Source organism: Rhodococcus sp. NBC_00297 (assembly GCF_036173065.1).
Taxonomy (GTDB): Bacteria; Actinomycetota; Actinomycetes; order Mycobacteriales; family Mycobacteriaceae; genus Rhodococcoides.
Window position 1 is genome coordinate 4,558,038 of the sequence record NZ_CP108041.1, and the last position, 24,800, is coordinate 4,582,837.

A 24,800-nucleotide genomic window follows, 5' to 3' on the forward strand; every position below is an offset into this window, starting at 1 on the left:
CGAGAACGGCCGCTTCGATTTCTTCGATGTTTCAGTCTTGTTTCGAAGCGGTCGACCGCCGACCACGCCCGTGTCGGTACGCCTCCCTAGACTGACCTGCGTGAGTCCAGTAACCGAGTCCTCGCCCCTCCTGATGCTGATCGACGGTCACTCGGTGGCGTATCGCGCCTTCTACGCCCTGCCCGCCGAGAACTTCAAGACCACCAGCGGGCAGACCACCAACGCGGTGTACGGGTTCACCTCCATGCTCATCAATCTGCTGCGGGACGAGTCGCCCACGCACGTCGGCGCGGCCTTCGACGTCTCTCGTCAGACCTTCCGGGCGGACAAGTTCCCGGAGTACAAGGCCAATCGCATCAAGACGCCCGACGAGTTCGCGGGGCAGATCGACATCACCAAGGACGTCCTCGGAGCACTGGGCATCCCGGTGATGGCGGAGCCGGGCTTCGAGGCGGACGACATCATCGCCACCCTCACCACGCAGGCGGTCGCGGCGGGGTACCGGGTGCTGGTGGTCACCGGCGACCGGGACTCGCTGCAGTTGGTCAACGACCAGGTGACCGTCCTCTACCCGCGCAAGGGCGTCTCCGACCTGACGCGGTTCACGCCGGCGGAGGTCGAGAGCAAGTACGGACTCACCCCGGCCCAGTATCCGGACTTCGCGGCGCTGCGCGGAGACCCCAGCGACAATCTTCCCGGCATCCCGGGGGTGGGGGAGAAGACCGCCACCAAGTGGATCCGGGAGTACGGCAGCCTCGAGGACCTGGTCGACAAGGTCGACACCGTGCGAGGCAAGGTCGGCGACGCGCTGCGCGCCAATCTCTCCAGCGTCGTCCTCAATCGCCAGCTCACCGAGATGGTGCGCGACGTCCCTCTGCCGTACACACCGGATCAGCTGCAGCTGGCGCCGTGGGACCGCGAGCGCGTGCACGCGCTGTTCGACGATCTCGAGTTCCGTGTGTTGCGCGATCGGCTCTTCGCCACCCTCTCGTCGACCGAGCCGGAGGCGGAGGAGGGCTTCGAGGTGCGGGGCCGCGCGCTCGAACCGGGCGAGCTCGCCGAGTGGCTCGAGGCGCACACGCAGGACGGTGTCCGCACCGGGCTCTCCGTCGTGGGGACGCGGTCCCCGTTCGACGGTGACGCGTCGGCCGTCGCGTTCGCGTCGGCGGACGGGGAGGGCGCCTACGTCGAGACCATCGGGCTCACCGCCGAGGACGAGCAGGCGCTCGCGGCCTGGTTCGCGGACGAGTCGCGGCCCAAGGCTCTCCACGAGGCCAAGTGGGCGTTGCATGCGCTGCGCGGTCGCGGATGGCCCGTCGCGGGGCTGACCAGCGACACCGCACTCGCGGCCTACCTGGTCCGACCGGGGCAGCGGAGCTTCGCGCTCGACGACCTGTCGCTGCGGTACCTCAAGCGCGAGTTGCGCATCGAAGACGCCGGCGACGCCCAGCTGTCCCTGCTCGACAGCGAGGACGAGACGCAGGCAGCGGTGGCCGAGGGGGAGATACTGCGAGCGCAGGCGGTGCTGGATCTCGCGGACGCGCTGGACCGTGAGCTCGACGAGATCGAGTCCGCGCCGCTGCTCTCGGACATGGAGCTGCCGCTGCTCGGCGTGCTCGCCACCGTCGAGAACACCGGTATCGCGATCGATCTCGATCATCTGCACGACCTGCAGAGTCAGTTCGCCGGGGAGGTGAGCGTCGCCGCCGAGGCGGCCTACGCGGTGATCGGCAAGCAGATCAACCTCGGGTCACCCAAGCAGTTGCAGGTGGTCCTGTTCGACGAGCTCGACATGCCCAAGACCAAGCGCACCAAGACCGGCTACACCACCGATGCCGAAGCGCTGCAGTCGATGTTCGAGAAGACCGAGCATCCCTTCCTCCGGCACCTACTCGATCACCGGGACGCCACGCGGCTCAAGGTGACGGTCGACGGTCTGCTCAAGTCGGTCAGCGACGACGGGCGCATCCACACCACGTTCAACCAGACCATCGCCGCGACGGGTCGGCTGTCCTCCACCGAGCCCAACCTGCAGAACATTCCGGTCAAGACGTCCGCGGGCCGTCGCATCAGGGAGGGCTTCGTCGTCGGCGAGGGTTACGACTCGCTGATGACGGCGGACTACAGCCAGATCGAGATGCGGATCATGGCGCACGTCTCCAAGGACGAGGGGCTCATCGAGGCCTTCAACACCGGCGAGGATCTGCACAGCTTCGTCGGGTCGCGCGCTTTCGGGGTGCCCATCGACGAGGTGACGCCGGAGTTGCGCCGCCGGGTCAAGGCGATGTCGTACGGACTGGCGTACGGGCTCAGTGCCTACGGCCTCTCCCAGCAGCTCAAGATCTCCACCGAGGAGGCCAAGGAGCAGATGGAGGCGTACTTCTCCCGGTTCGGTGGGGTGCGCGACTATCTGCACGAGGTCGTGGAGGCGGCGCGCAAGGTCGGCTACACCTCGACTCTCTACGGACGTCGCCGCTACCTGCCGGATCTGACGAGCGACAATCGTCAGCGCCGCGAGGTCGCCGAGCGCGCGGCCCTCAACGCCCCCATCCAGGGCACCGCGGCCGACATCATCAAGGTCGCGATGATCGACGTCCAGCTCGGACTGGTCGAGGCCGGGCTCACCTCGCGGATGCTCCTCCAGGTGCACGACGAACTGGTGCTCGAGGTCGTCGAGTCCGAACGCGCCGAGGTCGAGGCGTTGGTCCGAGACAAGATGGCGCACGCCATCGAGCTGTCGGTGCCGCTCGACGTCTCCGTGGGAACGGGTCGCACCTGGGACGACGCCGCACACTGAGGCGACCACACGACGACGACGGCGGGCGACGGAATCTCTTCCGTCGCCCGCCGTCGTGGTGCGGTTGTCAGCCCGCGGTGGTCACTCGGCCGCGGCCTGCTGCTCCGCGATCTGCTTGCGGACGTCGTCCATGTCCAGGCCCTTGATCTGGCCGACCAGGTCCTCGAGCGCCGCCTGCGGAAGTGCGCCGGGCTGCGCGAAGACGAGGACGCCCTCGCGGAACGCCATGAGCGTGGGAATCGAGCGGATGTTCGCGGCGGCGGCGAGTCCCTGCTCCGCCTCGGTGTCGACCTTGCCGAACACGACGTCGGGGTGCTGCTCCGAGGACTTCTCGAACGTCGGGGCGAACTGCTTGCACGGTCCGCACCAGTCGGCCCAGAAGTCGACCAGAACGACGTCGTTACCGGTGACGGTCTCGTCGAAGTTCTGCTGGGTGAGGGTCTGCGTTGCCACGAGGATCCTTTCGTCGTGAGTGCCGACCCACCTCGTGTGGGCTCCGGCATGGTGTTCTGTCCACCGTCAACAGGCGGACCCGCGCCGTCATTCCCGAATTCGATCAGACCGAGACGGGCGCCGCCCGGAAGGTGCGCCGGTAGGACTGCGGTGTGGTGCGGCGTAGCCGCAGGAAGTGCTGGCGCAACACCGCCGCGGAACCGAATCCCACGGTGTCCGCGACGGCGTCCACCGACAGGTCACTGGACTCGAGGAGTCGCTGCGCCTCGAGAACGCGCTGATCGCTGATCCAGCGTGCCGGGGTCGTGCCCGTCTCCGCCTGGAATCGGCGAGCGAAGGTGCGGGGCGACATCGAGACGCGTGCTGCCAGGACGTCCACAGTGAGGTCCTCGCGCAGGTTCTCGGCGATCCAGTCGATGAGCGGGGCGAGGGTGTCCGAGTCGCAGGTGGGGACGGGCACCGCGACGTACTGGGCCTGGCCGCCGTCACGGTGCGGGGGCACCACCATGCGTCGTGCGATGCCGTTGGCCACCGCGGCGCCCTGTGTGGACCGCACGATGTGCAGGCACAGGTCGATCCCGGCAGCGGTTCCCGCGCTGGTGTAGACGTTGCCGTCCTGGACGTAGAGCACGTTCGAGTCGACCGTGGCGCCGGGAAAGCGCTCGGCCAGGCGCGCCGCATGGCGCCAGTGGGTCGTGCACCGACGTCCGTCCAGCAGTCCCGCCTCGCCGAGAACGAAGGCGCCGGTGCACAGGCTCGCGACGCGCGCGCCTCTCGCCACGGCAGCGCGCAACTTCTCGGCCAGCGGCTCGAGGTCGTGGCCGTCACCGGTGCCGCAGGCGAACGTGCCGTCCGGCGCCGTCGCGGTACCACCCGCGGACATGATGATCAGATCCGCGTCGTCGAGTCGATCGAGGTCGTACGGGACGTCGATGGAGTAGCCGAACCGAGTGCGGATCGGGTCGGGGACGGCCGCGATCAGCGAGAAGTCGTAGACCGGCAGTCCGTCGTCCGACCGGTCGAATCCGAAGACCTCGCACGCGACACCCAGTTCGAACGCCTCGGTCAACGGCAGGAGCGGGACGACCACCTTCGTCAGCATGTCGCCCAGTATGGCAGGAAAACGACGAAATATGTCATTACTGCCACTGTTGGTGGAATCCGCTGCGACGGAGTATTTCTCGCATGACCTTCTTCCTCGTTCTCGCGACAGTCCTGCTCCTCCTCACTGTCCTGGCCGCCCTCGCACTCGCGGATCGGACACCCGACACCCATGCCGAGGTGACCCGCCACGGCGACTACCGTTTCTGATCGTGCTCGTACTGCAGTTCCTGGCCACCGCAGCGGTGTGGGGCGCGAGCTTCCTGTTCATGAAGGTGGGCCTCGAGGGGCTGAGCTTCGTCCAGGTGGTGCTGGCGCGACTCGTCCTCGGTGCGGCCACACTGCTGATCCTGTTGCGTCCCATGCATGTTCGACTCCCGCGGCGAGGAGTCGTGTGGCTCCACTCGACGTTCCTCGCGGTGGTGCAGTGCATCCTCCCGTGGCTGCTGTTCGCGTGGGCGGAGCAGGAGATCGACTCGGCCACGGCATCCATCGTCAACGCGACGACGCCGCTCATGACGACGGTGCTGGCCTTCGCCGTTCTTCCCGCCGAACGGCCGACTCTGCTGCGCGCCGCGGGCCTCCTGATCGGCTTCGCCGGCATCGTCGTGGTGTTCGCGCCGTGGGAGAGCGGTCTGAGTGGCAGCCCGCGTGCGCAGCTGGCGTGCCTCGGCGCCACCGCGTCCTACGGTGTCGCGCTGGTGTACCTGCGTCGGTTCGTCATCCCGCTGGGTGTGCCGTCGTTGGCGGTGGCGACGATGCAGATCGGTCTCGCCGCGATGATGATGCTGGTCGCGGCACCCGTGGTGGCGAGCGACGCGGTGCGTCTCGACGTGCCCGTCGTCGCGTCGATGCTCGCGCTCGGCTGTGCCGGCACCGGGCTGGCCTTCCTGTGGAACACCAACGTCGTGACGGGATGGGGACCGTCCGCCGCGTCGACCGTGACGTACCTCAGTCCCGTCGTCGGCATCGCGCTCGGCGCCCTCGTGCTCGACGAGTCGGTCACCGCGAACGCGGTGCTCGGTACCGCGCTCATCATCGTCGGGGTGGTGGTCACGACGAGGCGCCGAGCCGCCTCGGTGGCCGCGCCGCCTGTCACCCGATGAGCCAGTCGGCTCTCGCGTCGCCGTCCCAGCGACGGACGGCCGACACCTCGGCGTCGACGTCCTGAAGATCGGTCACGAGATGCGATGCTGCGGAACCGATGTCCTCGGGACGCGCGCGCATCGCCAGGGTCACGTGCGGAGTCCAGTGCCCGGGTTCGAGATGCGGGGGAATGCCGGGCGAGTCGGCGAGCGCCTCGTACACCCGCGCGTGCAGATCCAGGAGAGCCGCGGTCGGCACGACGGAGCGGGCCAGGACCGCCCGCGATCCGCCGAAGACCACCAACCCGCCGAGGCGTACCGACTCGGGGAACCGCCACGACCCGGCGTCTCGTCCGTCGGCGATCAGAGCGGCGAGCCGGCGCTCGGCGACGTCGTCGATCCTCGACGCGACCGCGATGGTGACGTGCGGACGGTTGGACGCCCCCGCGTGCCGAGCCTGACTCGGCAGGCCCAGCTCGGCGAGGTAGTTCCACTCGCGCCGAATCGCATCGTCGCTGCGCTCGTCCAGGAGGAGTTCCACCGACTGCACCATGATGGGTAATGATGGCGGCCATGACGAGTGCAGCGCATCCCGGGGCCTCACAGTCCGACGAGTCCGGTGCCGGTTCGCGCCGCGCACCGCACCGCATCGGTGTCCTGCACGGCGACGGCATCGGCACCGAGATCGTGCCCGGGACCGTACAGATCGTCGATGCGGCCGTGCAGGCCCTGGGTGCCACGCCCGTCGAGTGGGTGGAGCTGCCCTTCGGTCGTGCGGCACTCGACGAGTTCGGCGACGCGGTACCGCCGCGCACCCTGAGCGCGTTGGCAGAGTTGGACGCCTGGGTCCTCGGACCGCACGACAGCGCGTCCTACCCCGAGGAGACGCGGGGGCAGCTGACGCCGGGTGGTCGCATCCGCAAGGAGTTCGATCTGTACGCGAACATCCGGCCGGCACGCGCGTTGCCGGGCGTGCGGGCGACGAGTCCGGACATGGACCTGGTCGTCGTCCGGGAGAACACCGAGGGCTTCTACGCCGACCGCAACATGGCCGTCGGATCCGGGGAGTTCATGCCCACTCCCGACGTCGCCCTGGCCGTGGCGGTGTTCACCCGTCGAGCGTGCGAACGCATCGCCGAGCAGGCGTTCGCCCTCGCGGAGACTCGTCGGCGTCACGTGACCGTGGTGCACAAGACGAACGTGTTGCGGTTGACGACGGGGCTGTTCAAGGACGTGTGCATGGAGGTGGCCGAGCGGCACCCGGACGTCGAGGTGGACCACGAGCACATCGACGCCCTCACGGCGAAGCTCGTGCGGTCTGGGGAGACCTTCGACGTCCTGGTGGCCGAGAACATGTTCGGTGACATTTTGTCCGACCTCACCGGCGAGTTGGCCGGGTCGCTCGGGACGGCACCGTCGATCAACGCCTCGGACACCAAGGTGATGGCTCAGGCCGCCCACGGCGCGGCCCCCGACATCGCGGGCCGCAACCGCGCCAACCCGACGGCGCTGCTGCTGTCGGTGGCCGCGATGCTCGAGCACCTCGCGGCGGGACCCGGGCCCGCCGATCACGCACGGGTGGGTGAGCGGATTCGCGCGGCGGTCGAGGCGACGATCGCCTCGGGAGTCGGTACCGCGGACATCGGGGGACTCGCGTCCACGAGCGAGTTCCTCGAGACGGTCGACGCCCACGTGGTGCGTGGTCTCTGACAGGTCAGGCGGTGCAGCAGAAGATCGCGGTGCCGGGGAAGAGCTCTCCACGCAACGGCGACCACTGACCCCACCCGCGATCGAGCCACTCCGGCCAGTCGGGTTCGACGATGTCGACCAGAGTCAGCCCGGCGGCGACGATCTCGCGAACGCGGTCGCCCACGGTGCGATGGTGCTCGACGTAGGTGGCGGTGCCGTCGGGATCGAACTCGGCGTACGGCGTGCGGTCGAAGTAGGGGATGGTGGCGGTCAGCCCGGCCGGGCCCGGATCGTCCGGGAAGATCCACCGCATCGGGTGGTTGACCGAGAACACCCACCGTCCGCCGGGGCGCAACACGCGCCGGACCTCACGCATGACTCCGGCGGAGTCGGCGACGAACGGGATCGCGCCGAAGGCCGAGCACACCACGTCGAAGGACGCGTCGGCGAACGGCAGGTTCTCCGCGGAGGCCTGGATCAGTGCGGGTGACGCACTGCCCGGGGACGATGCCTCGCGGGCCGCGATCGCCGCAGCGCCGTGCGCCAGCATTCCGGCCGAGATGTCGAGGCCCGTCGCGCGGGCACCGTGACTGGCCAACCAACGCGAGCAGGGTGCGGATCCGCATCCGATCTCGAGCACGTCGCGCCCCTCGACGTCACCGAGCAGGTGCACGTCGCCCTCGTGCAGACCCTCGGGGCACCACACGAACTCGCCGGCCTCGCTCGTCACGCCGAGGAAGTCGCCGTGGGTGCGGTGGTACTCGTCGGAATCGTGGTCCCACCAGGACCGGGACGCCCGCTCGGAGGATCGGGAGTCGACGCGGCGGCGACCGGGCAGCGGCTCCGCGGGGGCCGCGTCGGCGGCGGGAGCGTGGCCGGGCGTGGACCCGGTCGGACGTGCCGGAACACCGAGATCGCCGGGGGTTTCTGTGGACACGCGCAACACGGTAACCGGGTTTGCTCGGTGCGCGGGGCACCGAGTAGTCTTCGATACGCGAATGTCTGTCTTCGCGTGCACGTGATCGGACTCCCGCTCGTCGGCGAGGGTCCGTGGCGTGTCCGGGGGGACTGCGTCGTGTCTCGTCTCCCAGCGCTCAAGATACGGCAGCACGCGTGTCCTGTCCGCAGGAAGAACGAGTCTGTCCGACCGAACATCCATCCACCGACCCCAACCCGTCCGGAGCAACTCACCACATGGCCTCATCCACCGTCACCTCGCCGCAGGTAGCCGTCAACGACATCGGCTCCGCCGAGGATTTTCTCGCCGCGATCGACGCGACGATCAAGTACTTCAACGATGGCGACATCGTCGAGGGCACGATCGTCAAGGTCGACCGTGACGAGGTCCTGCTCGACATCGGTTACAAGACCGAAGGCGTCATCCCCTCTCGCGAGCTCTCCATCAAGCACGACGTCGACCCCAACGAGGTCGTCTCCGTGGGCGATGAGGTCGAAGCTCTCGTCCTCACCAAGGAGGACAAAGAGGGTCGTCTGATCCTGTCGAAGAAGCGCGCACAGTACGAGCGCGCCTGGGGCACCATCGAGGAGCTCAAGGAGAAGGACGAGGCCGTCAAGGGCACCGTCATCGAGGTCGTCAAGGGTGGACTCATCCTTGACATCGGTCTCCGTGGCTTCCTTCCCGCGTCGCTCGTCGAGATGCGTCGTGTCCGCGATCTCCAGCCGTACGTCGGCAAGGAGATCGAGGCCAAGATCATCGAGCTCGACAAGAACCGCAACAACGTCGTCCTCTCGCGCCGTGCATGGCTCGAGCAGACGCAGTCCGAGGTGCGCAGCGAGTTCCTGCACCAGCTCCAGAAGGGCCAGGTCCGCAAGGGCGTCGTGTCCTCCATCGTCAACTTCGGCGCGTTCGTCGATCTCGGCGGAGTCGACGGCCTGGTCCACGTGTCCGAGCTGTCCTGGAAGCACATCGACCACCCGTCCGAGGTCGTCGAGGTCGGCACCGAGGTCACGGTCGAGGTTCTCGACGTCGACCTGGACCGCGAACGTGTCTCCCTGTCGCTCAAGGCGACGCAGGAAGACCCGTGGCGTCAGTTCGCCCGTACCCACGCGATCGGTCAGATCGTCCCGGGCAAGGTCACCAAGCTGGTTCCCTTCGGTGCGTTCGTGCGCGTCGAAGAGGGCATCGAGGGTCTGGTCCACATCTCCGAGCTGGCCGAGCGCCACGTGGAGGTCCCGGACCAGGTCGTCACCGTGGGCGACGACGCGCTCGTCAAGGTCATCGACATCGACCTCGAGCGTCGCCGCATCTCGCTGTCGCTGAAGCAGGCCAACGAGGACTACAGCGCCGAGTTCGATCCGTCCAAGTATGGCATGGCCGACTCGTACGACGAGCAGGGCAACTACGTCTTCCCCGAGGGCTTCGATCCCGAGACCAACGAATGGCTCGAGGGCTTCGACAAGCAGCGCGAGGAGTGGGAAGGCCGCTACGCCGAGGCGGAGCGTCGCCACAAGATGCACACCGCGCAGATGGAGAAGACCGCAGCCGACGAGGCGCAGGAAGCTGCCAACGCAGCGGCCGGCTACTCCTCGGAGACCGGTACCCCGTCCGCACAGGGTGCACCGGCGGCAGCAGCTCCCGAGTCCACCGGCGGATCGCTCGCCAGTGACGCACAGCTCGCCGCTCTGCGCGAGAAGCTGTCCGGCGGAGCCTGATTCGCCGACCCGGCGGAGCCTGATTCGCCGACCCGGCGGAGTATGATCCGCTGATCGACCGCTGAACGAGAGAAGCCCCGAACCGCACAGGTTCGGGGCTTCTCCCGTTCGTGGCACCGGCACCCGACCGGCTCCACACACGAGAGAAGGCCCGATCCGCGCAGGATCGGGCCTTCTCTCGTGTGGTCGGTGGTGCGGTGGGTCAGCTCGCTGCGGCTGCACTCCAGCCGGTGCCCATCTGCACGCCGCGCTTGCGCATGGACGCGAAGCTGTGGCGGGCAGGGCTGATGAGCGAGGTGAACCAGTTGCGGCGATGTTCCGCCAGCGCATCGGCGACCTGAGGGATCAGGATGCAGTGGACGCCGTCGGACATGCCCAGGCGGTGCCGTCCGGACTGCATCCGACCGACTCCCTCTCCCGCAATGGTGTTCATGCCCGTCCTTTACCTGTCGAGTACCGTCTCGCGGAGCCTTCCGGAGAAAATACGAAAGCCTGTTGTGCGCCTCGAAGATAACCGACAGGTTGGGAAACATGGTGCATTTGAGACTGGTGATTCGCGGCGTGTTGATGCGCTGCGCGCCGGACTCGGCCACACTGGGTGCGTGTTGAGAATCGGATTGACCGGTGGAATGGGCGCGGGGAAGTCGACGGTGTCACGCACCCTCGCCGACCTCGGCGCCGTGGTGGTGGACGCCGACAAGATCGCGCGCGAGGTCGTGGAGCCGGGCACGCCCGGACTGGCCGCTCTCGTCGAGCGCTTCGGCGGGGACATCCTGGCAGACGACGGCAGCCTGAATCGACCGGCGTTGGCAGCCAAGGCCTTCGGGGACGAGGAATCCCGCCTCGCTCTGAACGGCATCCTGCACCCCTTGATCGGGCAGCGCACGACCGAACTCGTGAACAGCGCTCCGCCGGACTGCGTCCTGGTGCACGACATCCCGTTGCTCGTCGAATCTCGCACCGCCGCAGCCTTTCACCTCGTCGTGGTCGTCCACGTCGAGGCGGAGGAGAGGGTGCGACGGCTGGTGGCCTCGCGTGGACTGAACGAGGACGACGCCCGCGCCCGCATCGCAGCCCAGGCGACGGACGAGCAGCGCCGCGCCGCCGCCGACGTGTGGCTCGACAATTCCGGGACACCGGAGGCGTTGGAGGCCACCGTCCGTGAACTATGGGCCGATCGTCTCGAGCTCTTCGCGGCCAACCTCCGCTCGGAGACCGTGGCCCGGACCGCCCCCCGCGTAGTGCCGGCCGACCCGATGTGGCCGGCCGAGGCACAGCGCGTGATCGATCGTGTGCGCCTCGCCTGCGGCGACCGAGCGCTACGGATCGACCACATCGGATCCACCGCGGTTCCCGACTTCCCGGCGAAGGACGTCCTCGACATCCAGGTGACGGTGGCGGATCTCGCCACCGCGGACGAACTGCGCGATCCGTTGACGGCGGCCACCTTTCCGCGCATCGAACACATCACGGCCGACGACCCGAAGCCGTCGGCGGTGCCGGGGGAAGCCGATCCTGCACTGTGGGAGAAGCGTCTGCACGGCGCAGCCGACCCGGGCAGACCGGTGAACATCCACCTCCGGGTCGACGGGTACCCCGGACAGGTCTTCGCGCTCATGTTCCGAGACCGGCTTCGCGCCGACCCCGCCGCTCGGGAGGCGTACCTCGACGTGAAGACCCGTGCTGCCGCGCGAGCCGCGGAACACGGCGAGTACGTGGACGCCATCGAGGCGTATGTGGGGGAGAAGGCGCCGTACTTCGACAGTGTGTATCCCGAGGTCGTGGAGTGGGCGGCTCGGACGGGGTGGAAAGCCGACTGATCGCTCCTCAGCGATCCGCCCAGTGGGTCGCCATGCCGAGAGCGGCGAGCCATCCGTCGACGTCGTGGTTCGCCGCCGCGATTCCGTCCACGGCGTCGGACGCCCGACGGATGGCGGCCTCCGTCGTCCGCGCGTCGAGCAACCCGGTGCTGTGCGCGACGAGCAATTCGTCGACGTCCAGGAGCTCGGCGTCGCGGCCGGTACGGACGACGATGTCGAGGTAGTGGTCGACCGAGTGCCACACGTCCCCGTCGCGGACGAACTCGCCGATGTCGACGTAGTGGTTCTGGTCGCGGACATGCGTGGGCAGGTAGTGGAAGATCGACGCGCGGATACCCAGGCTGGGGACGATCCACGACTCCAGGTAGTCGAAGGACGGATGGTCCGACGGACGGGCCATGTAGAGCCCCCAGTCGGTCGTCTCGTACACGTCGACCGGGCGGACGACACCTTTCGGATCGGTGTTGGTGCGTCCCGCGACGTCGAACACCTCGACCTTCGGTGGGTGCACGTGTGCCAGACCCGTCATGGTCCGCACCGTACCGCGCACCGTCACGGAGCGGGCGGCGCGAACATGCTGCGCACGCCGTCGAGCGTGTCGGCGTCCGCAGCCACCTTGTCGTCGCGGTAGCGGACCACGCGCGCGAATCGGAGTGCGATGCCGCCCGGATAGCGCGAGGAACGCTGCAGTCCGTCGACCGCGATCTCGACGACCTGCTCGGGCCGCACGTGCACCACGTGCGAGGTCCGTCCCGTCTCGAGAGCCAGGAACCGCTCCGTCTGCCAGGCGAGCATCTCGTCGGTCATGCCCTTGAAGGTCTTGCCCAGCATCACGAACCCGCCGGCAGGATCCACTGCGCCCAGGTGGATGTTGGACAGCAGACCGGACCGGCGACCGGATCCCCACTCGACTGCGAGCACCACCAGGTCGAGCGTGTGCACCGGCTTCACCTTGACCCAGGCGGCGCCGCGCCGTCCCGCGTCGTACGGCGCATCGAGGTTCTTGACGACCACACCCTCGTGACCGGACGCGACCGCCGACGCCGCGAACGAGTCCGCGGCCTCGAGGTCGGCCGTCACCAGCCGCGGCACACGGTTGCCCTCCGGGATCAGAGCGTCGAGAACGGCCAGCCGCTCGTGCAGCGCACGGTCCAGCAGGTCCTCACCGTCCAGGTGCAGGATGTCGAAGAAGAAGGGCGTCACGGCCACACCCGTCGACTGCGCTGTGCGTGACGCCGTCTCCTGGAAGGCCCGCGGACGTCCCTGTTCGTCCAGGGCCAGTGCCTCGCCGTCGAGCACCACGGAGGTGAGCGGCAGGGCGCGCACGTACTCGACGACCTCGGGCAGGCGTGCGGTGATGTCGTCGAGACTGCGGGTGCTGATCGAGACGTCCTCACCGCGACGGTGGACCTGCACACGGATGCCGTCCAGCTTGGTGTCGAGCGCCACGGCGCCGGCGGCGCCACCGGCCGCCTTCGCCACGCCCTCGGCCACGGTGGGGGCGCTGGAGGCCAGCATGGGGAGCACCGCTCGGCCCACGGTCAGTCCCAGCTCCGCGAGTGCCGCAGACCCGCCGGTGAACGCGGCCGTCGCGGCCGTCACCGTGGATCCCGACAGCATCGCGGCCCGGCGCACCTCGGGGAGCGGGACGTCGGCCGCGGCCGCCACGGCTTCCTGGACCAGCGCGTCGAGCGCACCCTGGCGGACCTCACCGGTGACCACGCCGCGCAGCCAGGTCTGTTCCGTGTCGGTGGCGCTGCCGAACAGAGCGGACACCGCCGCCGCGCGTGCTGCCTGCGATCCCGGACCCGCCATCGTCGAGACGGCGTCGAACGCCGCGTCGACGGCGGCGACCGTCAGCGTCGGTGCGTCGGCGGCCGGGGGGAGAGTGGCGACGCTGCGCCACCCCAGGCCGGTACGGCGTTGACGCAGAGTGCCGGACGCGTAGAGCGTCACCAGGGCGACCTCCTCGGGAGCGCACTCGGCCAGCAGCGCGGCGAGCGCCAGGACCTTGGCCTTGCGGGACCGGGTGGCGGCCACCGTGGCCGAGGTCTCGACGACGCGTGCGAGCAGCATGGGCCCATTGTGACGCGCAGGTCCGACAGCGACGGTCGGTGTACCCGCGGCCGGGTCGTGTGACCCGCCGAACGGCGACTGTGTCGGTGGTCGGGCCTACTCTGGTGGTATGGCTTTTGCAGCTGAACAACCCGTCCTGGCGCACTCCGAGTTCCGTCCCGTGGGCGACATCGAGCGCAGCGATCGTCCCTTCGAGGTGGTCAGCGAGTACAGCCCTGCGGGCGATCAGCCGACGGCCATCGCGGAGCTGACCAAGCGGGTCCAGGCGGGCGAGAAGGACATCGTGCTCCTGGGCGCCACCGGCACCGGAAAGTCGGCCACCACCGCGTGGTTGATCGAGCAGGTGCAACGGCCCACGTTGCTCATGGCGCCCAACAAGACGTTGGCTGCGCAGTTGGCCAACGAACTGCGAGAGATGTTGCCCAACAACTCCGTCGAGTACTTCGTCTCGTACTACGACTACTACCAGCCCGAGGCCTACATCGCCCAGACCGACACCTACATCGAGAAGGACTCGTCGGTCAACGACGACGTCGAGCGGCTCCGTCACTCGGCAACGGCAAACCTGCTGTCCCGTCGCGACGTCGTGGTGGTCGCCTCGGTGTCGTGCATCTACGGTCTCGGCACGCCGCAGTCCTACGTGGACCGCTCGGTGCATCTCGAGGTGGGGCAGGAGGTCCCGCGAGACAAGTTCCTCCGGCTGCTGGTCGACGTGCAATACACCCGCAACGACATGGCGTTCACCCGCGGATCGTTCCGTGTGCGCGGCGACACCGTCGAGATCATCCCGTCCTACGAGGAACTCGCCGTCCGGATCGAGTTCTTCGGCGACGAGATCGAGGCGCTGTACTTCCTCCATCCGCTCACCGGCGACGTGGTGCGCCAGGTCGACAGCGTGCGCATCTTCCCGGCGACCCACTACGTCGCCGGGCCCGAGCGCATGGAGCGTGCGGTGCGGGACATCGAGGCCGAGCTCGAGGAGCGGCTCGCCGACCTGGAGGGCAAGGGCAAGCTGCTCGAGGCCCAGCGGTTGCGCATGCGTACGCAGTACGACCTCGAGATGATCAAGCAGGTCGGCTTCTGCTCCGGCATCGAGAACTACTCGCGCCACATCGACGGGCGACCTGCCGGGACTGCGCCGGCCACACTCATCGACTACTTCCCGGACGACTTCCTGCTCGTCATCGACGAGTCCCACGTGACGGTGCCCCAGATCGGTGCCATGTACGAGGGGGACATGTCGCGCAAGCGCAACCTCGTGGAGTTCGGCTTCCGGCTGCCGTCGGCCACCGACAATCGCCCCCTGACGTGGGAGGAGTTCACGCAGCGCATCGGGCAGACGGTGTACCTGTCGGCCACCCCCGGCAAGTACGAGCTGGGACAGAGCGGCGGTGAGGTCGTCGAGCAGGTCATCCGCCCGACCGGCCTGGTCGACCCCGAGATCGTCGTCAAGCCCACCAAGGGCCAGATCGACGACCTCGTGCACGAGATCCGCCAGCGCACCGAGAAGGACGAGCGCATCCTGGTCACCACGCTGACCAAGAAGATGGCGGAGGATCTGACCGACTACCTGCTCGAGCTCGGTATCCGGGTGCGCTACCTGCACTCCGACATCGACACTCTCCGACGCGTCGAGCTGCTGCGTCAGCTCCGGCTCGGCGAGTACGACGTGCTCATCGGCATCAACCTGCTCCGTGAGGGTCTGGACCTCCCGGAGGTCTCCCTCGTCGCGATCCTGGACGCCGACAAGGAGGGCTTCCTGCGCAGCGGGACCAGCCTGGTGCAGACCATCGGCCGTGCGGCCCGAAACGTGTCCGGCCAGGTGCACATGTACGCCGACAAGATCACCGACTCGATGCAGTACGCCATGGAGGAGACCGAGCGTCGTCGCGCCAAGCAGATCGCCTACAACGAGAAGATGGGCGTGGATCCGCAGCCGCTGCGGAAGAAGATCGCCGACATCCTCGACCAGGTGTACGAGGAGGCGGAGGACACCGAGGCCACCGTGGACATCGGTGGATCGGGCCGCAACGCGAGCCGTGGCCGGCGGGCGCCCGGCGAGGCGGGACGAGCCGGCAGCAGCGGTGTCGTGGAGGGGCGCGACGTCTCGACCATGCCGCGCGCCGAGCTGGCAGACCTGGTCAAGCAGCTCACCGATCAGATGATGAACGCGGCGCGCGAACTTCAGTTCGAGCTGGCAGGCCGTCTGCGCGACGAGATCCAGGACCTCAAGAAGGAGCTGCGCGGGATGGACGCCGCGGGCCTGTCCTGACCCGTCCTCGCACACGAGAAGGCCCGGCACCGACGGACACGGTGCCGGGCCTCGTCGTCAGCTCGTGATGTCCTTCGTCGCGAATCGTCGCCACGCGATGATGCCGAAGATCGTGGCGTACGCGAGCGAGGAGAAGGCGCCGTCGAGCAGGTCGTTCCACGACAGCGTCGGTGACAGCACGCCCGTCCACGACGTCGAGTAGTGGCCGGGCAACAGGTTGCGCAGTGATCCCAGTGCCGTGATCTGATCGAGGATCTGGGCCACGATCGACACCATCACCGTGCCGCCGACCGCGCCCAGGGGCGCGTCGGTGGACACCGACAGGGCGAGTGCCAGCCCGGCCACCCACGTCAGATTGATCGCGATGAAGACGACGCCGATCGCGAGCCTCCCGATCGACAGCCCGAACGACAGGGCATCGCCGAAGGGTGACACCAGCGACCCCAGGCCGTACAGCACGCTGCCCAGGATGAGCGACACCCCCACGAGCGTGAGCAGCGCGGCGAGCGACAGGATCGCCGACACCAGGGCCTTCTGTCGCAGCAGCCGACCTCGCGGAACAGGAACCGCGAGCAGGTAGCGCAGACTCGACCACGATGCCTCGCTGGCGATCGCGTCGCCGAAGAACAGCGCCACCACCACGATCAGCAGGAATCCCACCGACACGAACAGGGCGAAGACGAGAAAGTTCACCCCGCTCTGCGTGCCCAGGTCGATGAGGCTCCCGCTGGCGGTGTCGGAGTCCGACCCGCCCACCGTGAACGCGATGGCCATGATGACGGGCAGCAACGCGAGGAAGCCCAGGGACAACTGGGTTCTCCGCCGCGTGAACTGCCGCGTCAGCTCGGTCCGTAGCGACAGCGTGCCCGCGGGGGTGTACCCCGCGACCCGGCCGTCCGGATGCGCCGCGGCGGTGGTCGTCGGTCGACTGTCGGCGCTCATGTGGTCGTTCCGTTCCCCGAGGATGCTTCCGCCGCATGACGGAGTCGGTCGGTGTCGTCGTGCACGAGGTCGAGGAAGACGTCCTCGAGTCGTGTCGATCGCGACGCGGAGGAGACGCCGATACCGGCGCCCACCAACGTCCGCACCACCATCGCGGGATCGAGCACTCCGAGCTGCGCCTTGATCGCGCCCTCCGGTTCCGCCTCGACGACCTCGCCCATGCCGTCGATGCCTCGCAGCACCGAGACGGCATCGGCGGGCCGATCGACACGGAACTCCAGCGGACCGCTCGCGCCGATCAGATCGTCGACCGTCCCGGAGCTGATGACGACGCCCTTGTTCATGACGACGACGTGCGTGCAGGTCTGCTCGACCTCCGCCAGCAGGTGGCTGCTGACCAGGACCGTGCGTCCCGTCTGCGCGTAGCGGATGAGGACGTCGCGCATGGTGCGGATCTGGGGCGGGTCGAGCCCGTTGGTGGGTTCGTCCAGGACCATGAGGTCCGGGAGTCCGAGCATCGCCTGCGCGATGGCGAGCCGTTGCCGCATGCCCTGGCTGTACGACCGGACCTTGCGGTGGATCGCCGTGCCGAGGTCGGCGATCTCGAGTGCCTCCTCGAGATGGGCGTCCTCCGCCGGTCGGCCGGTCGCCTTCCAGTACAGGTCCAGGTTCTCCATCCCCGAGAGATGGGGAAGGAATCCGGACCCCTCGACGAAGGAACCGAGTCGGGACAGGACCGGCGCCCCCGGAGAGACCAGGTGCCCGAAGACCCGGATCTCGCCGCTGGAGGGCGTGATGAGGCCCATCAGCATGCGCAGCGTGGTGGTCTTGCCGGCGCCGTTGGGGCCGAGGAGCCCGAGCACCTGCCCCGCGCCGACGCGGAACGACACGCCGTCCACCGCGCGGAAGCCGTTGGAGTAGCTCTTCGCGAGATCGGTGATCACCAGCGGGACGTCCACCAGCGACTCGTCCACCTCGGCGACGGTGCGACGCCGGGAGATGAACGATGCGAGAGCGACGAGGGCGGCGACCAGCACGGCGAGCCCCGCGATGCCCACGACGGGGACCCACGGGAACGTCGACTCCGCGTTCTCGGCGGGTACCTCGGGCAGCGCGAGCGTGGCGTCGGAGAGTGTGACCGACACCGCCGCGGGCTCGAGCGGGACGGCGTAGGCCTGGTCGGTGGTGGAGAACGCCACCTCGACGCGATTCCCAGCGGCGACCTGGTACGCCATGCCAGGCAACGTGACGCTCACCGTGGAGGGCTGGTCGGACGGGGGGACCCGCACCGCGGACACCAGGCCGTTGGGCAGAGTGCGCCGACCGTCGTCGGACACGTCGTACAGCTTGGCGAAGAGCACGGTGCCGCTCGGCGAGGTGGTCGGACCGACGGTGACGGACACCGACGACGTACCGACGATCGTGTACGACGAGTCGAGCGGCTCCGTGACGAACGACGCGGTCTGTCCCGGGATGTCGCCCGTCAGGAGTGCGCTCGCGGCCCCGCCGAGCCCGGCCGCGGCGCCGCCGAGGACCGAGGCGGAGCCGACCCCGGGCAGAGACGTGAGAGCAGCCGGGGACCCACCGGGCGGCCGGACGACGGTCTGAGTGTCGTTGCCGGTGGCCGAGGTGAGCGGGAAGTCCTGGCGTTCGGTCGGAGTGGCGTCCGAGAGCCCCGGATACGCGGCGGCGGTGAGTTCGCGAGCCCGATCGCCCTGGTCGGTCGGATCGCCCGCCAACGCGTACGTGAACGCCGAATCGGCGCGCGGGGAGTCGGTCCCGTCCCCGATCAGATGCTGCACCAGGAAGTCCGCGACCGCACCGTCCGCGGTGGCGTCGGTCCCGCCGGCATCGTGGCCGCCGTCGAACCACCGCACCTGGACCGAGCCACCGGCCGCCGCGATCTGCCGCGCGGTGGCGTCGGCCTGGTCGAGTCCGAAGAGGGTGTCGCGCTGGCCCTGTACGAGCAGGGTGGGTGCGGTGATCGAGGAGGCGAACGACCGGGGCGAGCGCGCACGCAGCAGTTCGCTGGTGGCCTCGGACGGTTGTCCGCTCACCGCGGACTCCGCGTACGCGAGACACACCTGGAGGGCGAACCGGCCGCATGCTCCAGCGGGGGCGGTCGATGTCGGAGCGTCGCCGGCTCCACCGGGAGCGGGGGCCGCACCGGCGCCGAAGAAGATGCCGGCCCAGCCGCGCTTCAGGACGCCGGCGTCGCTGCCCTCGGACACGGCGGGTGTCGGTGCCTGCGACGACGGCTCGGCCACCGAGTAGTTGGGAAAGAGGGACTGGTTCAGGTCGTTCCACGTGATCGAGGCGGCGTCCGCGTCGATGCGAGGATCGGTTCCGGCCGCCATGAGCGCGAGCGCGCCGCCGTAGGAACCACCGGCGACGCCGACCCGAGGGTCACCCGGGGAATCGAGTTGCACCTCGGGGCGAGTGGCCAGGTAGTCGATCAGCCCGCGAGCGTCGGCCACCTCACGATCGGGATCGTTGAGGCCGATGCTGCCGGTGCTGAGGCCGAAGCCGCGCGCGCTGTACGCGAGGACGACGAGCCCTCGCGACGCGAGATCCCGTGCCTGGGCGGCCACCGAGTTCTTGTCGCCGCCGAAGCCGTGGGCCAACAACACCGCCGGTACGGGCCCGTCCGTGTCCGGCAGGTACAGCGTCGTGTCGATGTCGACGGTGGCACTGCTGCCCGGACTCTCCGGCAGTGTGCGGACGGCGTCCTCGGTCCGCACCGACGACGCGGAACCGTTCGAGTCGCGCAGAAGTGCGAACGACGCCACGGCGAGGGCGAGGACGACGAGCACCGCGACGACGATCACCGGTCGTCCGAGCGTCGAGGCGCGTCCGGGCAACCGGAATCGAGGTCGTGGCATTACTTCAATGTATGCGAGGGGAGAGACACGTGCTTTCGACCGGAAGCCGCGTCGGGCGGTCGCCGCTGCGACTAATGTCTCGAATCGACACTCGATGATCGTCGGGACATGACCACTGGAGGAATGTATGAGCGCTTACCGCAACGTCGTCGTCGGAACCGATGGCTCCGATTCGTCACTGCGGGCCGTGGAGAAGGCGGCAGCGCTGTCGGGCGATTCCGCCGCGACGCTCTACATCGCGTGTGCGTACTACCCGGCGGACTCGAAGGCGTCCTCGCAGGACGCGGACGCACTGAAGGACGACGCGTACCAGATCACGGGATCCGCTCCGACACAGGAGATTCTGCGTGTCGCGCGGGAGCGTGCGGTGGCGGCCGGCGCCTCGTCGATCGAGGAGCGTCCCGTGGTGGGCAACCCCGTCGACTCGCTGCTCGAGCTCGTCGGCGAGGTGAAGGCGGATCTGCTCGTGGTGGGGAACCGTGGACTGAACTCGCTCACCGGCCGCCTGCTCGGCTCGGTTCCGTCCGATGCGGCTCGCAAGGCGCGCTGCGACGTGTTGATCGTGCACACCACGCACTGACGCTCGAACCACCGCTGGATGCCGTCACGGCACGATCCGTTCATGCCGTGACGGCATCACTGCGTCACGGGGGCGATGGGTCCCATCACGTCCGGTAGCGGCGATGTGTGGACGATTCCCAGCCGCTGTGTCGCGCGCGTGAGCGCGACGTACAGATCGTTCAGGCCGCGGGCCGAGTCGTCCACGATCCGTGCGGGTTCCACGATGAGCACCGAGTCGAACTCGAGTCCCTTCGCGTCGCGCACCGTGCACACCCGGACGTCGTCGGCCCCCAGGTGTGCGAGCCGCGCGGCGATGTCCGCGGGTGCCAGCACCGCCGACATCCCCGGGCGCGGATGCGCGGCGACGTGGCGTTCGACCGCCGACACCAGATCGTCCTCCGTGACTCGATGCGCCCACGGCGTCTCACCGTTGTCCCGCACCGACCGCGGGATCGATGCGGCCGGGTCGAGCGTCGAGAGAACTCGCCGGGCGATCTCCATGATCGCCGCGGGGGTGCGGTAGTTCACGGTGAGTTCGGTCAGCTTCCACCGTTGCGCCACATAGGGGCCCAGGACGTCCTGCCAGGACGAGGCACCCGCCGTGTCGCCCGTCTGGGCCACGTCGCCCACGAGGGTCATCCATCGATTGGGTATGCGGCGCATGACCATCCGCCACGCCATCTGCGAGAGTTCCTGCGCCTCGTCGACGATGACGTGGCCGTAGGTCCACGTGCGGTCGCCGGCCGCGCGTTCGGCCGCCGTCAACCGGCGTCCGTGCCCCTGACGCTGGGCGAGTCTGTCGGCGTCGATGAGGTCGTACGCCATGAGGATCTCCGGATCGAGTTCGTCCTCGAGATCCTGCGGTGCCGATCCGGTCAGGATGTCGAGAGCGCCCTGGGCGTCCTCGATCTGGGCGCGCCAGCGACGCTGTTCCCGTTCGCGTTCCGCGGCGTCGTCGATACCCAGGAGCTCGGCGAGCTCGTCGAGCAGTGGAGCGTCGGCACCGCTGAAGCGTCCGTCGTCCGACCGTTCGAGGGCGGCACGGTCCTCGGGGTCCCACCCCGGTGCGGCCGTCCGCAGCCGTTCGGCCGAGGCCAGCAGTCCGGCGAGAACGTCCTGGGCGGACAGCTCCGGCCACAGTGCGCCGATCGCACCCATCAGTTCGGGGCTCTCCCGCATCTCGTCGCGGATGTCGGCTATGTCGTCACGGCTCAGCAGATTCGACCCGTCGAGTACGTCACCGCCCACGATGGCGGCGAACTGGTCGGCGAGCAGATCGATCATGGTGGACACGAAGATCGGTCGAGCGAGGTTGTGGGGTCGACGCGAGGACCGCGCTCGTCCCCGTGCGCGCGTGACCATCTTGCGGTCGATCCGCAATGTGTAGGTGTCGAAGTCGACCGACACCGGCTCCGACGGAAGTTCCTGACGGTCGCGCACGGCGGCGATCAGGACGTCGACGATGTCGAGGGAGCCCTTGAGTTCCGCCGCGCGCGCGGAGTCCTCGCGGCTCGCGTCGACACCCGGGTACAGATCCCCGATGGTCGACAGCAGCACCCCCGTCTCGCCCAGGGAGGGCAGCACCTGGCCGATGTAGTCGAGGAAGGTGCTGTTCGGTCCGATGATCAGCACGCCGCTCTTGTCCAGCTGCTTGCGGTACGTGTACAGCAGGTAGGCGGCGCGGTGCAGGGCCACCGCCGTCTTGCCGGTGCCGGGGCCACCCTGCACCACCAGGACGCTGCGATGCGTGGACCGGATGATGTCGTCCTGCTCGCGCTGGATGGTCTCGACGATGTCGTTCATCTGTCCCGTGCGTGCGGCGTTGAGCGCGGACAGCAGAGCGCTCTCACCGGCGACACCGTCCGATCCGGTGGCGACGCCGGCGTCCTGCGCCGTCCGGAGGTCCAGGTACTCGTCCGCCACCCCGGTGACGCGTCGACTGCGCGTCCGGATGTGGCGACGACGTACGACGCCCTCGGGGGCGGCGGGCGTGGCGAGATAGAACGGGCGGGCCAGCGGGGCGCGCCAGTCGTAGAGCAACGACTGGTAGTCGTCGTCCTCGTCGAGGATGCCGACACGGCCGATGTAGCGCGGCGCGTCGTCCTCGACGTCGATCCGGCCGAAGCACAGACCGTTCTCGGACGCGTCGTACTTCGCGATGTCGTCGTTGTAGAGAGCCGAGTAGGACTCGCGTTCGCTGCGCGCCTGCGGTGTCCCGCCCGTCTGGAGCAGGACGGCGCTCAGCCGGGACCGTGCATAGGTCCGCAGAGCGTCGAGGCGGTCGTAGAGCAGGGTGACGCGCTGTTGTTCCTGATCGAGGTCGGCGTCGTGCAGATCTGTCGGGGTGCCCTGATCCGGCACATGGTCTCCTGTACGCGAGTGGGGCGGGGTGACGAGGGCGGTCGTGCACCTCTCGGCGGCGCACGGAAGCGCCAGAAAAGTCTACGGGCTCCCGACGGCAACGGCCGGTGCCCCCGATCTCTCGGGAACACCGGCCGTGTGCTGCGGGGAAAAGATCAGAGGTACTGGTGCACCGTGCCCTCGACGCGGGCCCGTGCCTCCTTGGCGCGCTTCTCGGCGTCCTCGAGCGAGGCCTGCAGCTGCTTCTGCGCGTCCTTGCTGGTGGACTTGTACTGCTTCTTGTACTCCTTGCGCGCTGCGTCGAACTGCTTGCGCGCGTCCTTGCCGGACTTCTTGGCCTGCTTGCGGGCCTTCTTGCCGTACTTCTCCGCCAGATCGCTGCCGTCGGCCTTGGCCTTCTCGGCCAGCTCGGCACCGCGGGACGCGGCGATCTCGGCGTACTTGCTGCCGCGATCCTGGGCGACGTCGGCGAACTCGGATGCGCGTGCAGCGGCCAGATCGGCCCACTTGGCACTGCGCTCCTTCGCCAGCTCGGCGAGCTTGCCGCCGCGATCCTGGGCGACGTCCGCCAGCTCGGCGCCACGCTGCGAGGCGATCTCGACGAGCGGCTGTGCGCGCTCGGCGGCGACGACCGCGAGCTCCTTGGCGCGCTCGCCGGCGTGGGCGAGTGTCTCGGAGCTGTCCGAGGAGGACACCATCGGGAGGGCGCCGGCGACGGCGACCTTGGCCGACTTGGCCGCCTTGCGACCGCGCCAGGCGACGGACGGCTTGCCCTCGGTGTCGACGGCGGCGATGAGCAGGCCGCCGAGGAGGCTGACGTTCTTGATGAACTGGGTGCGCTGCAGCGCCTTCGCCTGCGGGTCCGTCTCGTTCCAGAAGGAGTGACCCGCGAGGGTCGTCGGGACGAGGCTGCCCGCGAGCACGGTGGACGCGAGGCGCGGCGCCCGACCGGTCGCGAGAAGGAATCCGCCGCCGATCTGCACCGCGGCGTTGATCTTGACCAGCGTCTCGGGGTCGGAGGGAACGTTCTGCGTCACCTCGTCGGGAAGGGCGTCCTGGCTCTTCTCGATCAGAGGCTTCGCGGCCTGAGCCCTTCCGGCGGGGTTGCGCAGCGCATCCACGCCTCCTGCGATGAAGATGGATGCGAGCATCGGTCGGGCGATCCGGCGGACAATCACTGAGCCTCCTGCGTTGCGGCTGTGGTGTGGGGGACTGCTCTGGCTGCACGAGTGCGGTTGTTCACGCCCATGACATGCATGTGACGCTCTCGAACTGTATCCATACCCCCCGCCCCGGCGATTGAATCGCGGGGCGGGCGGGGGACCGGATCGTGGTGACGGATCACCAGCCGCGGGTCCGCCATTCGGGAAGGTGAGGACGTTCCGAGCCCAGCGTCGTGTCCTTGCCGTGGCCCGGGTAGACGACCGTTCGATCGTCGTAGCGACCGAAGATCCGCGATTCCACGTCGTCCAGCAGCGACACGAAGTTCGCCTCTCCGTCGGTCTTGCCGACGCCGCCGGGGAAGAGCGAGTCGCCGGTGAACAGGTGCACGACGCCGCTCTCGGGGTCCGTGAGCGCCAGCGCGATCGACCCGGGAGTGTGGCCGCGGAGGTGGATCACGTCGAGGGTGACGTCGCCGACCTGCACGGAGTCGCCGTCGTCGAGCAGGCGGGTGGGGGCGACGGGGAGCGGTTCCGCATCGAGCGGATGTGCCGCCGACGGGGCGCCCGTCGCCGACGCGACGTCCTCGAGTGCCTGCCAGTGGTCGAAGTGCTGGTGCGTCGTGACGATCAGCGAGACCTCGGGTGCCACGCGGTCGACGACGGCGCGCAGCGTCGGAGCGTCGTTCGCGGCGTCGACGAGCAGCGATCGGCCCGTCCGGGAACAGACGACGAGGTAGGCGTTGTTGTCCATCGGGCCCACCGAGGTCTTCACGATCGTGGCGTGCGACAGGGTCCGGCGCTGCGAGCCCGTCCCCACGGACACCTCGCCGGTGTAGTCGTCGGAGATCGTCGGTGCATTCTCGGTCATGAGCGTGAGATTACCCACGACGACCGGTCGTGAGCCGGGCGCGGAGCCCGTCGGCCG

The 24,800-nt window shown here is 68.8% G+C and carries 20 protein-coding genes; 8 read left to right on the forward strand and 12 right to left on the reverse strand.

The window, feature by feature from the left end:
• Positions 1-133: 133 nt before the first annotated feature.
• Complete coding sequence (gene polA / locus OG947_RS21505) at positions 134-2,797, forward strand: DNA polymerase I (protein WP_328814087.1); 2,664 nt, start codon at positions 134-136, stop codon at positions 2,795-2,797.
• Positions 2,798-2,878: 81 nt separating this feature from the next.
• On the opposite strand, the gene trxA is transcribed toward polA, so the two are convergent.
• Both trxA and OG947_RS21515 read right to left on the reverse strand, forming a co-directional pair.
• Positions 2,879-3,250 carry a thioredoxin gene (gene trxA / locus OG947_RS21510; protein WP_027506766.1) on the reverse strand — a complete coding sequence of 124 codons (372 nt, stop codon included), beginning with the start codon at positions 3,248-3,250 and terminating at the stop codon, positions 2,879-2,881.
• A gap of 103 nt (positions 3,251-3,353) precedes the next feature.
• Positions 3,354-4,352: a GlxA family transcriptional regulator gene (locus OG947_RS21515; RefSeq protein WP_027506765.1), complete on the reverse strand. Its 999-nt coding sequence runs from the start codon at positions 4,350-4,352 to the stop codon at positions 3,354-3,356.
• Positions 4,353-4,435: 83 nt separating this feature from the next.
• Between OG947_RS21515 and OG947_RS21520 the strand changes: the two genes are divergently transcribed.
• Positions 4,436-4,561 carry a hypothetical protein gene (locus OG947_RS21520; RefSeq protein ID WP_261769712.1) on the forward strand — a complete coding sequence of 42 codons (126 nt, stop codon included), beginning with the start codon at positions 4,436-4,438 and terminating at the stop codon, positions 4,559-4,561.
• 2 nt (positions 4,562-4,563) lie between these two features.
• Positions 4,564-5,457 (forward strand): DMT family transporter, encoded by an 894-nt coding sequence (locus OG947_RS21525; RefSeq protein ID WP_268788575.1) that lies wholly within the window; start codon positions 4,564-4,566, stop codon positions 5,455-5,457.
• On the opposite strand, the gene OG947_RS21530 is transcribed toward OG947_RS21525, so the two are convergent.
• Complete coding sequence (locus OG947_RS21530) at positions 5,447-5,989, reverse strand: 2'-5' RNA ligase family protein (protein ID WP_027506763.1); 543 nt, start codon at positions 5,987-5,989, stop codon at positions 5,447-5,449. The genes OG947_RS21525 and OG947_RS21530 overlap by 11 nt on opposite strands.
• Before the next feature lie 20 nt (positions 5,990-6,009).
• Between OG947_RS21530 and OG947_RS21535 the strand changes: the two genes are divergently transcribed.
• Positions 6,010-7,146 (forward strand): isocitrate/isopropylmalate dehydrogenase family protein, encoded by a 1,137-nt coding sequence (locus OG947_RS21535; RefSeq protein WP_328812837.1) that lies wholly within the window; start codon positions 6,010-6,012, stop codon positions 7,144-7,146.
• Between the two features lie 4 nt (positions 7,147-7,150).
• Here OG947_RS21535 and OG947_RS21540 read toward each other — a convergent pair whose 3' ends face one another.
• Positions 7,151-7,963: a class I SAM-dependent methyltransferase gene (locus OG947_RS21540; protein WP_328814088.1), complete on the reverse strand. Its 813-nt coding sequence runs from the start codon at positions 7,961-7,963 to the stop codon at positions 7,151-7,153.
• A gap of 356 nt (positions 7,964-8,319) precedes the next feature.
• On the opposite strand from OG947_RS21540, the gene rpsA reads away from it, so the two are divergent.
• Positions 8,320-9,798, forward strand: a complete 1,479-nt coding sequence (gene rpsA / locus OG947_RS21545) for a 30S ribosomal protein S1 (protein WP_027506761.1) — start codon at positions 8,320-8,322, stop codon at positions 9,796-9,798.
• Positions 9,799-10,000: 202 nt separating this feature from the next.
• Here rpsA and OG947_RS21550 read toward each other — a convergent pair whose 3' ends face one another.
• Positions 10,001-10,231 (reverse strand): hypothetical protein, encoded by a 231-nt coding sequence (locus OG947_RS21550; protein WP_081821417.1) that lies wholly within the window; start codon positions 10,229-10,231, stop codon positions 10,001-10,003.
• Positions 10,232-10,400: 169 nt separating this feature from the next.
• Here OG947_RS21550 and coaE point away from each other — a divergent pair, with 169 nt between their 5' ends.
• Positions 10,401-11,618, forward strand: coding sequence for a dephospho-CoA kinase (coaE, locus tag OG947_RS21555; RefSeq protein WP_328812838.1), 1,218 nt, complete (start codon positions 10,401-10,403; stop codon positions 11,616-11,618).
• Positions 11,619-11,625: 7 nt separating this feature from the next.
• Here the strand turns inward: coaE and OG947_RS21560 are convergent, their stop codons facing one another.
• Both OG947_RS21560 and OG947_RS21565 read right to left on the reverse strand, forming a co-directional pair.
• Positions 11,626-12,147 (reverse strand): DUF402 domain-containing protein, encoded by a 522-nt coding sequence (locus OG947_RS21560; protein ID WP_328812840.1) that lies wholly within the window; start codon positions 12,145-12,147, stop codon positions 11,626-11,628.
• Positions 12,148-12,170: 23 nt separating this feature from the next.
• Positions 12,171-13,694 carry an ATP-dependent DNA ligase gene (locus tag OG947_RS21565; protein ID WP_328812841.1) on the reverse strand — a complete coding sequence of 508 codons (1,524 nt, stop codon included), beginning with the start codon at positions 13,692-13,694 and terminating at the stop codon, positions 12,171-12,173.
• Between the two features lie 109 nt (positions 13,695-13,803).
• Here OG947_RS21565 and uvrB point away from each other — a divergent pair, with 109 nt between their 5' ends.
• Positions 13,804-15,966, forward strand: coding sequence for an excinuclease ABC subunit UvrB (gene uvrB, locus OG947_RS21570; RefSeq protein ID WP_027506756.1), 2,163 nt, complete (start codon positions 13,804-13,806; stop codon positions 15,964-15,966).
• A gap of 57 nt (positions 15,967-16,023) precedes the next feature.
• Here uvrB and OG947_RS21575 read toward each other — a convergent pair whose 3' ends face one another.
• Positions 16,024-16,908: an ABC transporter permease gene (locus OG947_RS21575; RefSeq protein ID WP_222638621.1), complete on the reverse strand. Its 885-nt coding sequence runs from the start codon at positions 16,906-16,908 to the stop codon at positions 16,024-16,026.
• Positions 16,905-19,790 (reverse strand): alpha/beta fold hydrolase, encoded by a 2,886-nt coding sequence (locus tag OG947_RS21580; RefSeq protein WP_328812842.1) that lies wholly within the window; start codon positions 19,788-19,790, stop codon positions 16,905-16,907. Before OG947_RS21580 ends, OG947_RS21575 begins: the two co-directional genes overlap by 4 nt.
• A gap of 127 nt (positions 19,791-19,917) precedes the next feature.
• On the opposite strand from OG947_RS21580, the gene OG947_RS21585 reads away from it, so the two are divergent.
• Positions 19,918-20,370, forward strand: coding sequence for a universal stress protein (locus tag OG947_RS21585; protein ID WP_027506754.1), 453 nt, complete (start codon positions 19,918-19,920; stop codon positions 20,368-20,370).
• Positions 20,371-20,426: 56 nt separating this feature from the next.
• Here OG947_RS21585 and OG947_RS21590 read toward each other — a convergent pair whose 3' ends face one another.
• The 3 genes from OG947_RS21590 to OG947_RS21600 all read right to left on the reverse strand — a co-directional run bounded on the left by OG947_RS21590 (position 20,427) and on the right by OG947_RS21600 (position 24,743).
• Positions 20,427-22,712 carry a HelD family protein gene (locus OG947_RS21590; protein ID WP_222638620.1) on the reverse strand — a complete coding sequence of 762 codons (2,286 nt, stop codon included), beginning with the start codon at positions 22,710-22,712 and terminating at the stop codon, positions 20,427-20,429.
• Positions 22,713-22,867: 155 nt separating this feature from the next.
• The gene (locus OG947_RS21595; RefSeq protein ID WP_328812844.1) at positions 22,868-23,890 is read right to left on the reverse strand and encodes a DoxX family protein; all 1,023 of its coding nucleotides are present in this window, start codon (positions 23,888-23,890) and stop codon (positions 22,868-22,870) included.
• Between the two features lie 163 nt (positions 23,891-24,053).
• Positions 24,054-24,743 carry an MBL fold metallo-hydrolase gene (locus OG947_RS21600; RefSeq protein WP_328812845.1) on the reverse strand — a complete coding sequence of 230 codons (690 nt, stop codon included), beginning with the start codon at positions 24,741-24,743 and terminating at the stop codon, positions 24,054-24,056.
• Between the last annotated feature and the right edge of the window lie 57 nt (positions 24,744-24,800).

What these genes read in the sequence shown, in the direction of transcription:
- OG947_RS21550 (WP_081821417.1), bottom strand. Translation starts at nt 10,231, where the DNA reads ATGAACACCATTGCGGGAGAGGGAGTCGGTCGGATGCAGTCCGGACGG.
- OG947_RS21575 (WP_222638621.1), bottom strand. Translation starts at nt 16,908, where the DNA reads ATGAGCGCCGACAGTCGACCGACGACCACCGCCGCGGCGCATCCGGAC.
- OG947_RS21560 (WP_328812840.1), bottom strand. Translation starts at nt 12,147, where the DNA reads ATGACGGGTCTGGCACACGTGCACCCACCGAAGGTCGAGGTGTTCGAC.
- OG947_RS21530 (WP_027506763.1), bottom strand. Translation starts at nt 5,989, where the DNA reads ATGGTGCAGTCGGTGGAACTCCTCCTGGACGAGCGCAGCGACGATGCG.
- OG947_RS21600 (WP_328812845.1), bottom strand. Translation starts at nt 24,743, where the DNA reads ATGACCGAGAATGCACCGACGATCTCCGACGACTACACCGGCGAGGTG.
- OG947_RS21520 (WP_261769712.1), top strand. Translation starts at nt 4,436, where the DNA reads ATGACCTTCTTCCTCGTTCTCGCGACAGTCCTGCTCCTCCTCACTGTC.
- polA (WP_328814087.1), top strand. Translation starts at nt 134, where the DNA reads ATGCTGATCGACGGTCACTCGGTGGCGTATCGCGCCTTCTACGCCCTG.
- OG947_RS21580 (WP_328812842.1), bottom strand. Translation starts at nt 19,790, where the DNA reads ATGCCACGACCTCGATTCCGGTTGCCCGGACGCGCCTCGACGCTCGGA.
- OG947_RS21515 (WP_027506765.1), bottom strand. Translation starts at nt 4,352, where the DNA reads ATGCTGACGAAGGTGGTCGTCCCGCTCCTGCCGTTGACCGAGGCGTTC.
- rpsA (WP_027506761.1), top strand. Translation starts at nt 8,320, where the DNA reads ATGGCCTCATCCACCGTCACCTCGCCGCAGGTAGCCGTCAACGACATC.
- uvrB (WP_027506756.1), top strand. Translation starts at nt 13,804, where the DNA reads ATGGCTTTTGCAGCTGAACAACCCGTCCTGGCGCACTCCGAGTTCCGT.
- OG947_RS21535 (WP_328812837.1), top strand. Translation starts at nt 6,010, where the DNA reads ATGACGAGTGCAGCGCATCCCGGGGCCTCACAGTCCGACGAGTCCGGT.
- OG947_RS21565 (WP_328812841.1), bottom strand. Translation starts at nt 13,694, where the DNA reads ATGCTGCTCGCACGCGTCGTCGAGACCTCGGCCACGGTGGCCGCCACC.
- OG947_RS21585 (WP_027506754.1), top strand. Translation starts at nt 19,918, where the DNA reads ATGAGCGCTTACCGCAACGTCGTCGTCGGAACCGATGGCTCCGATTCG.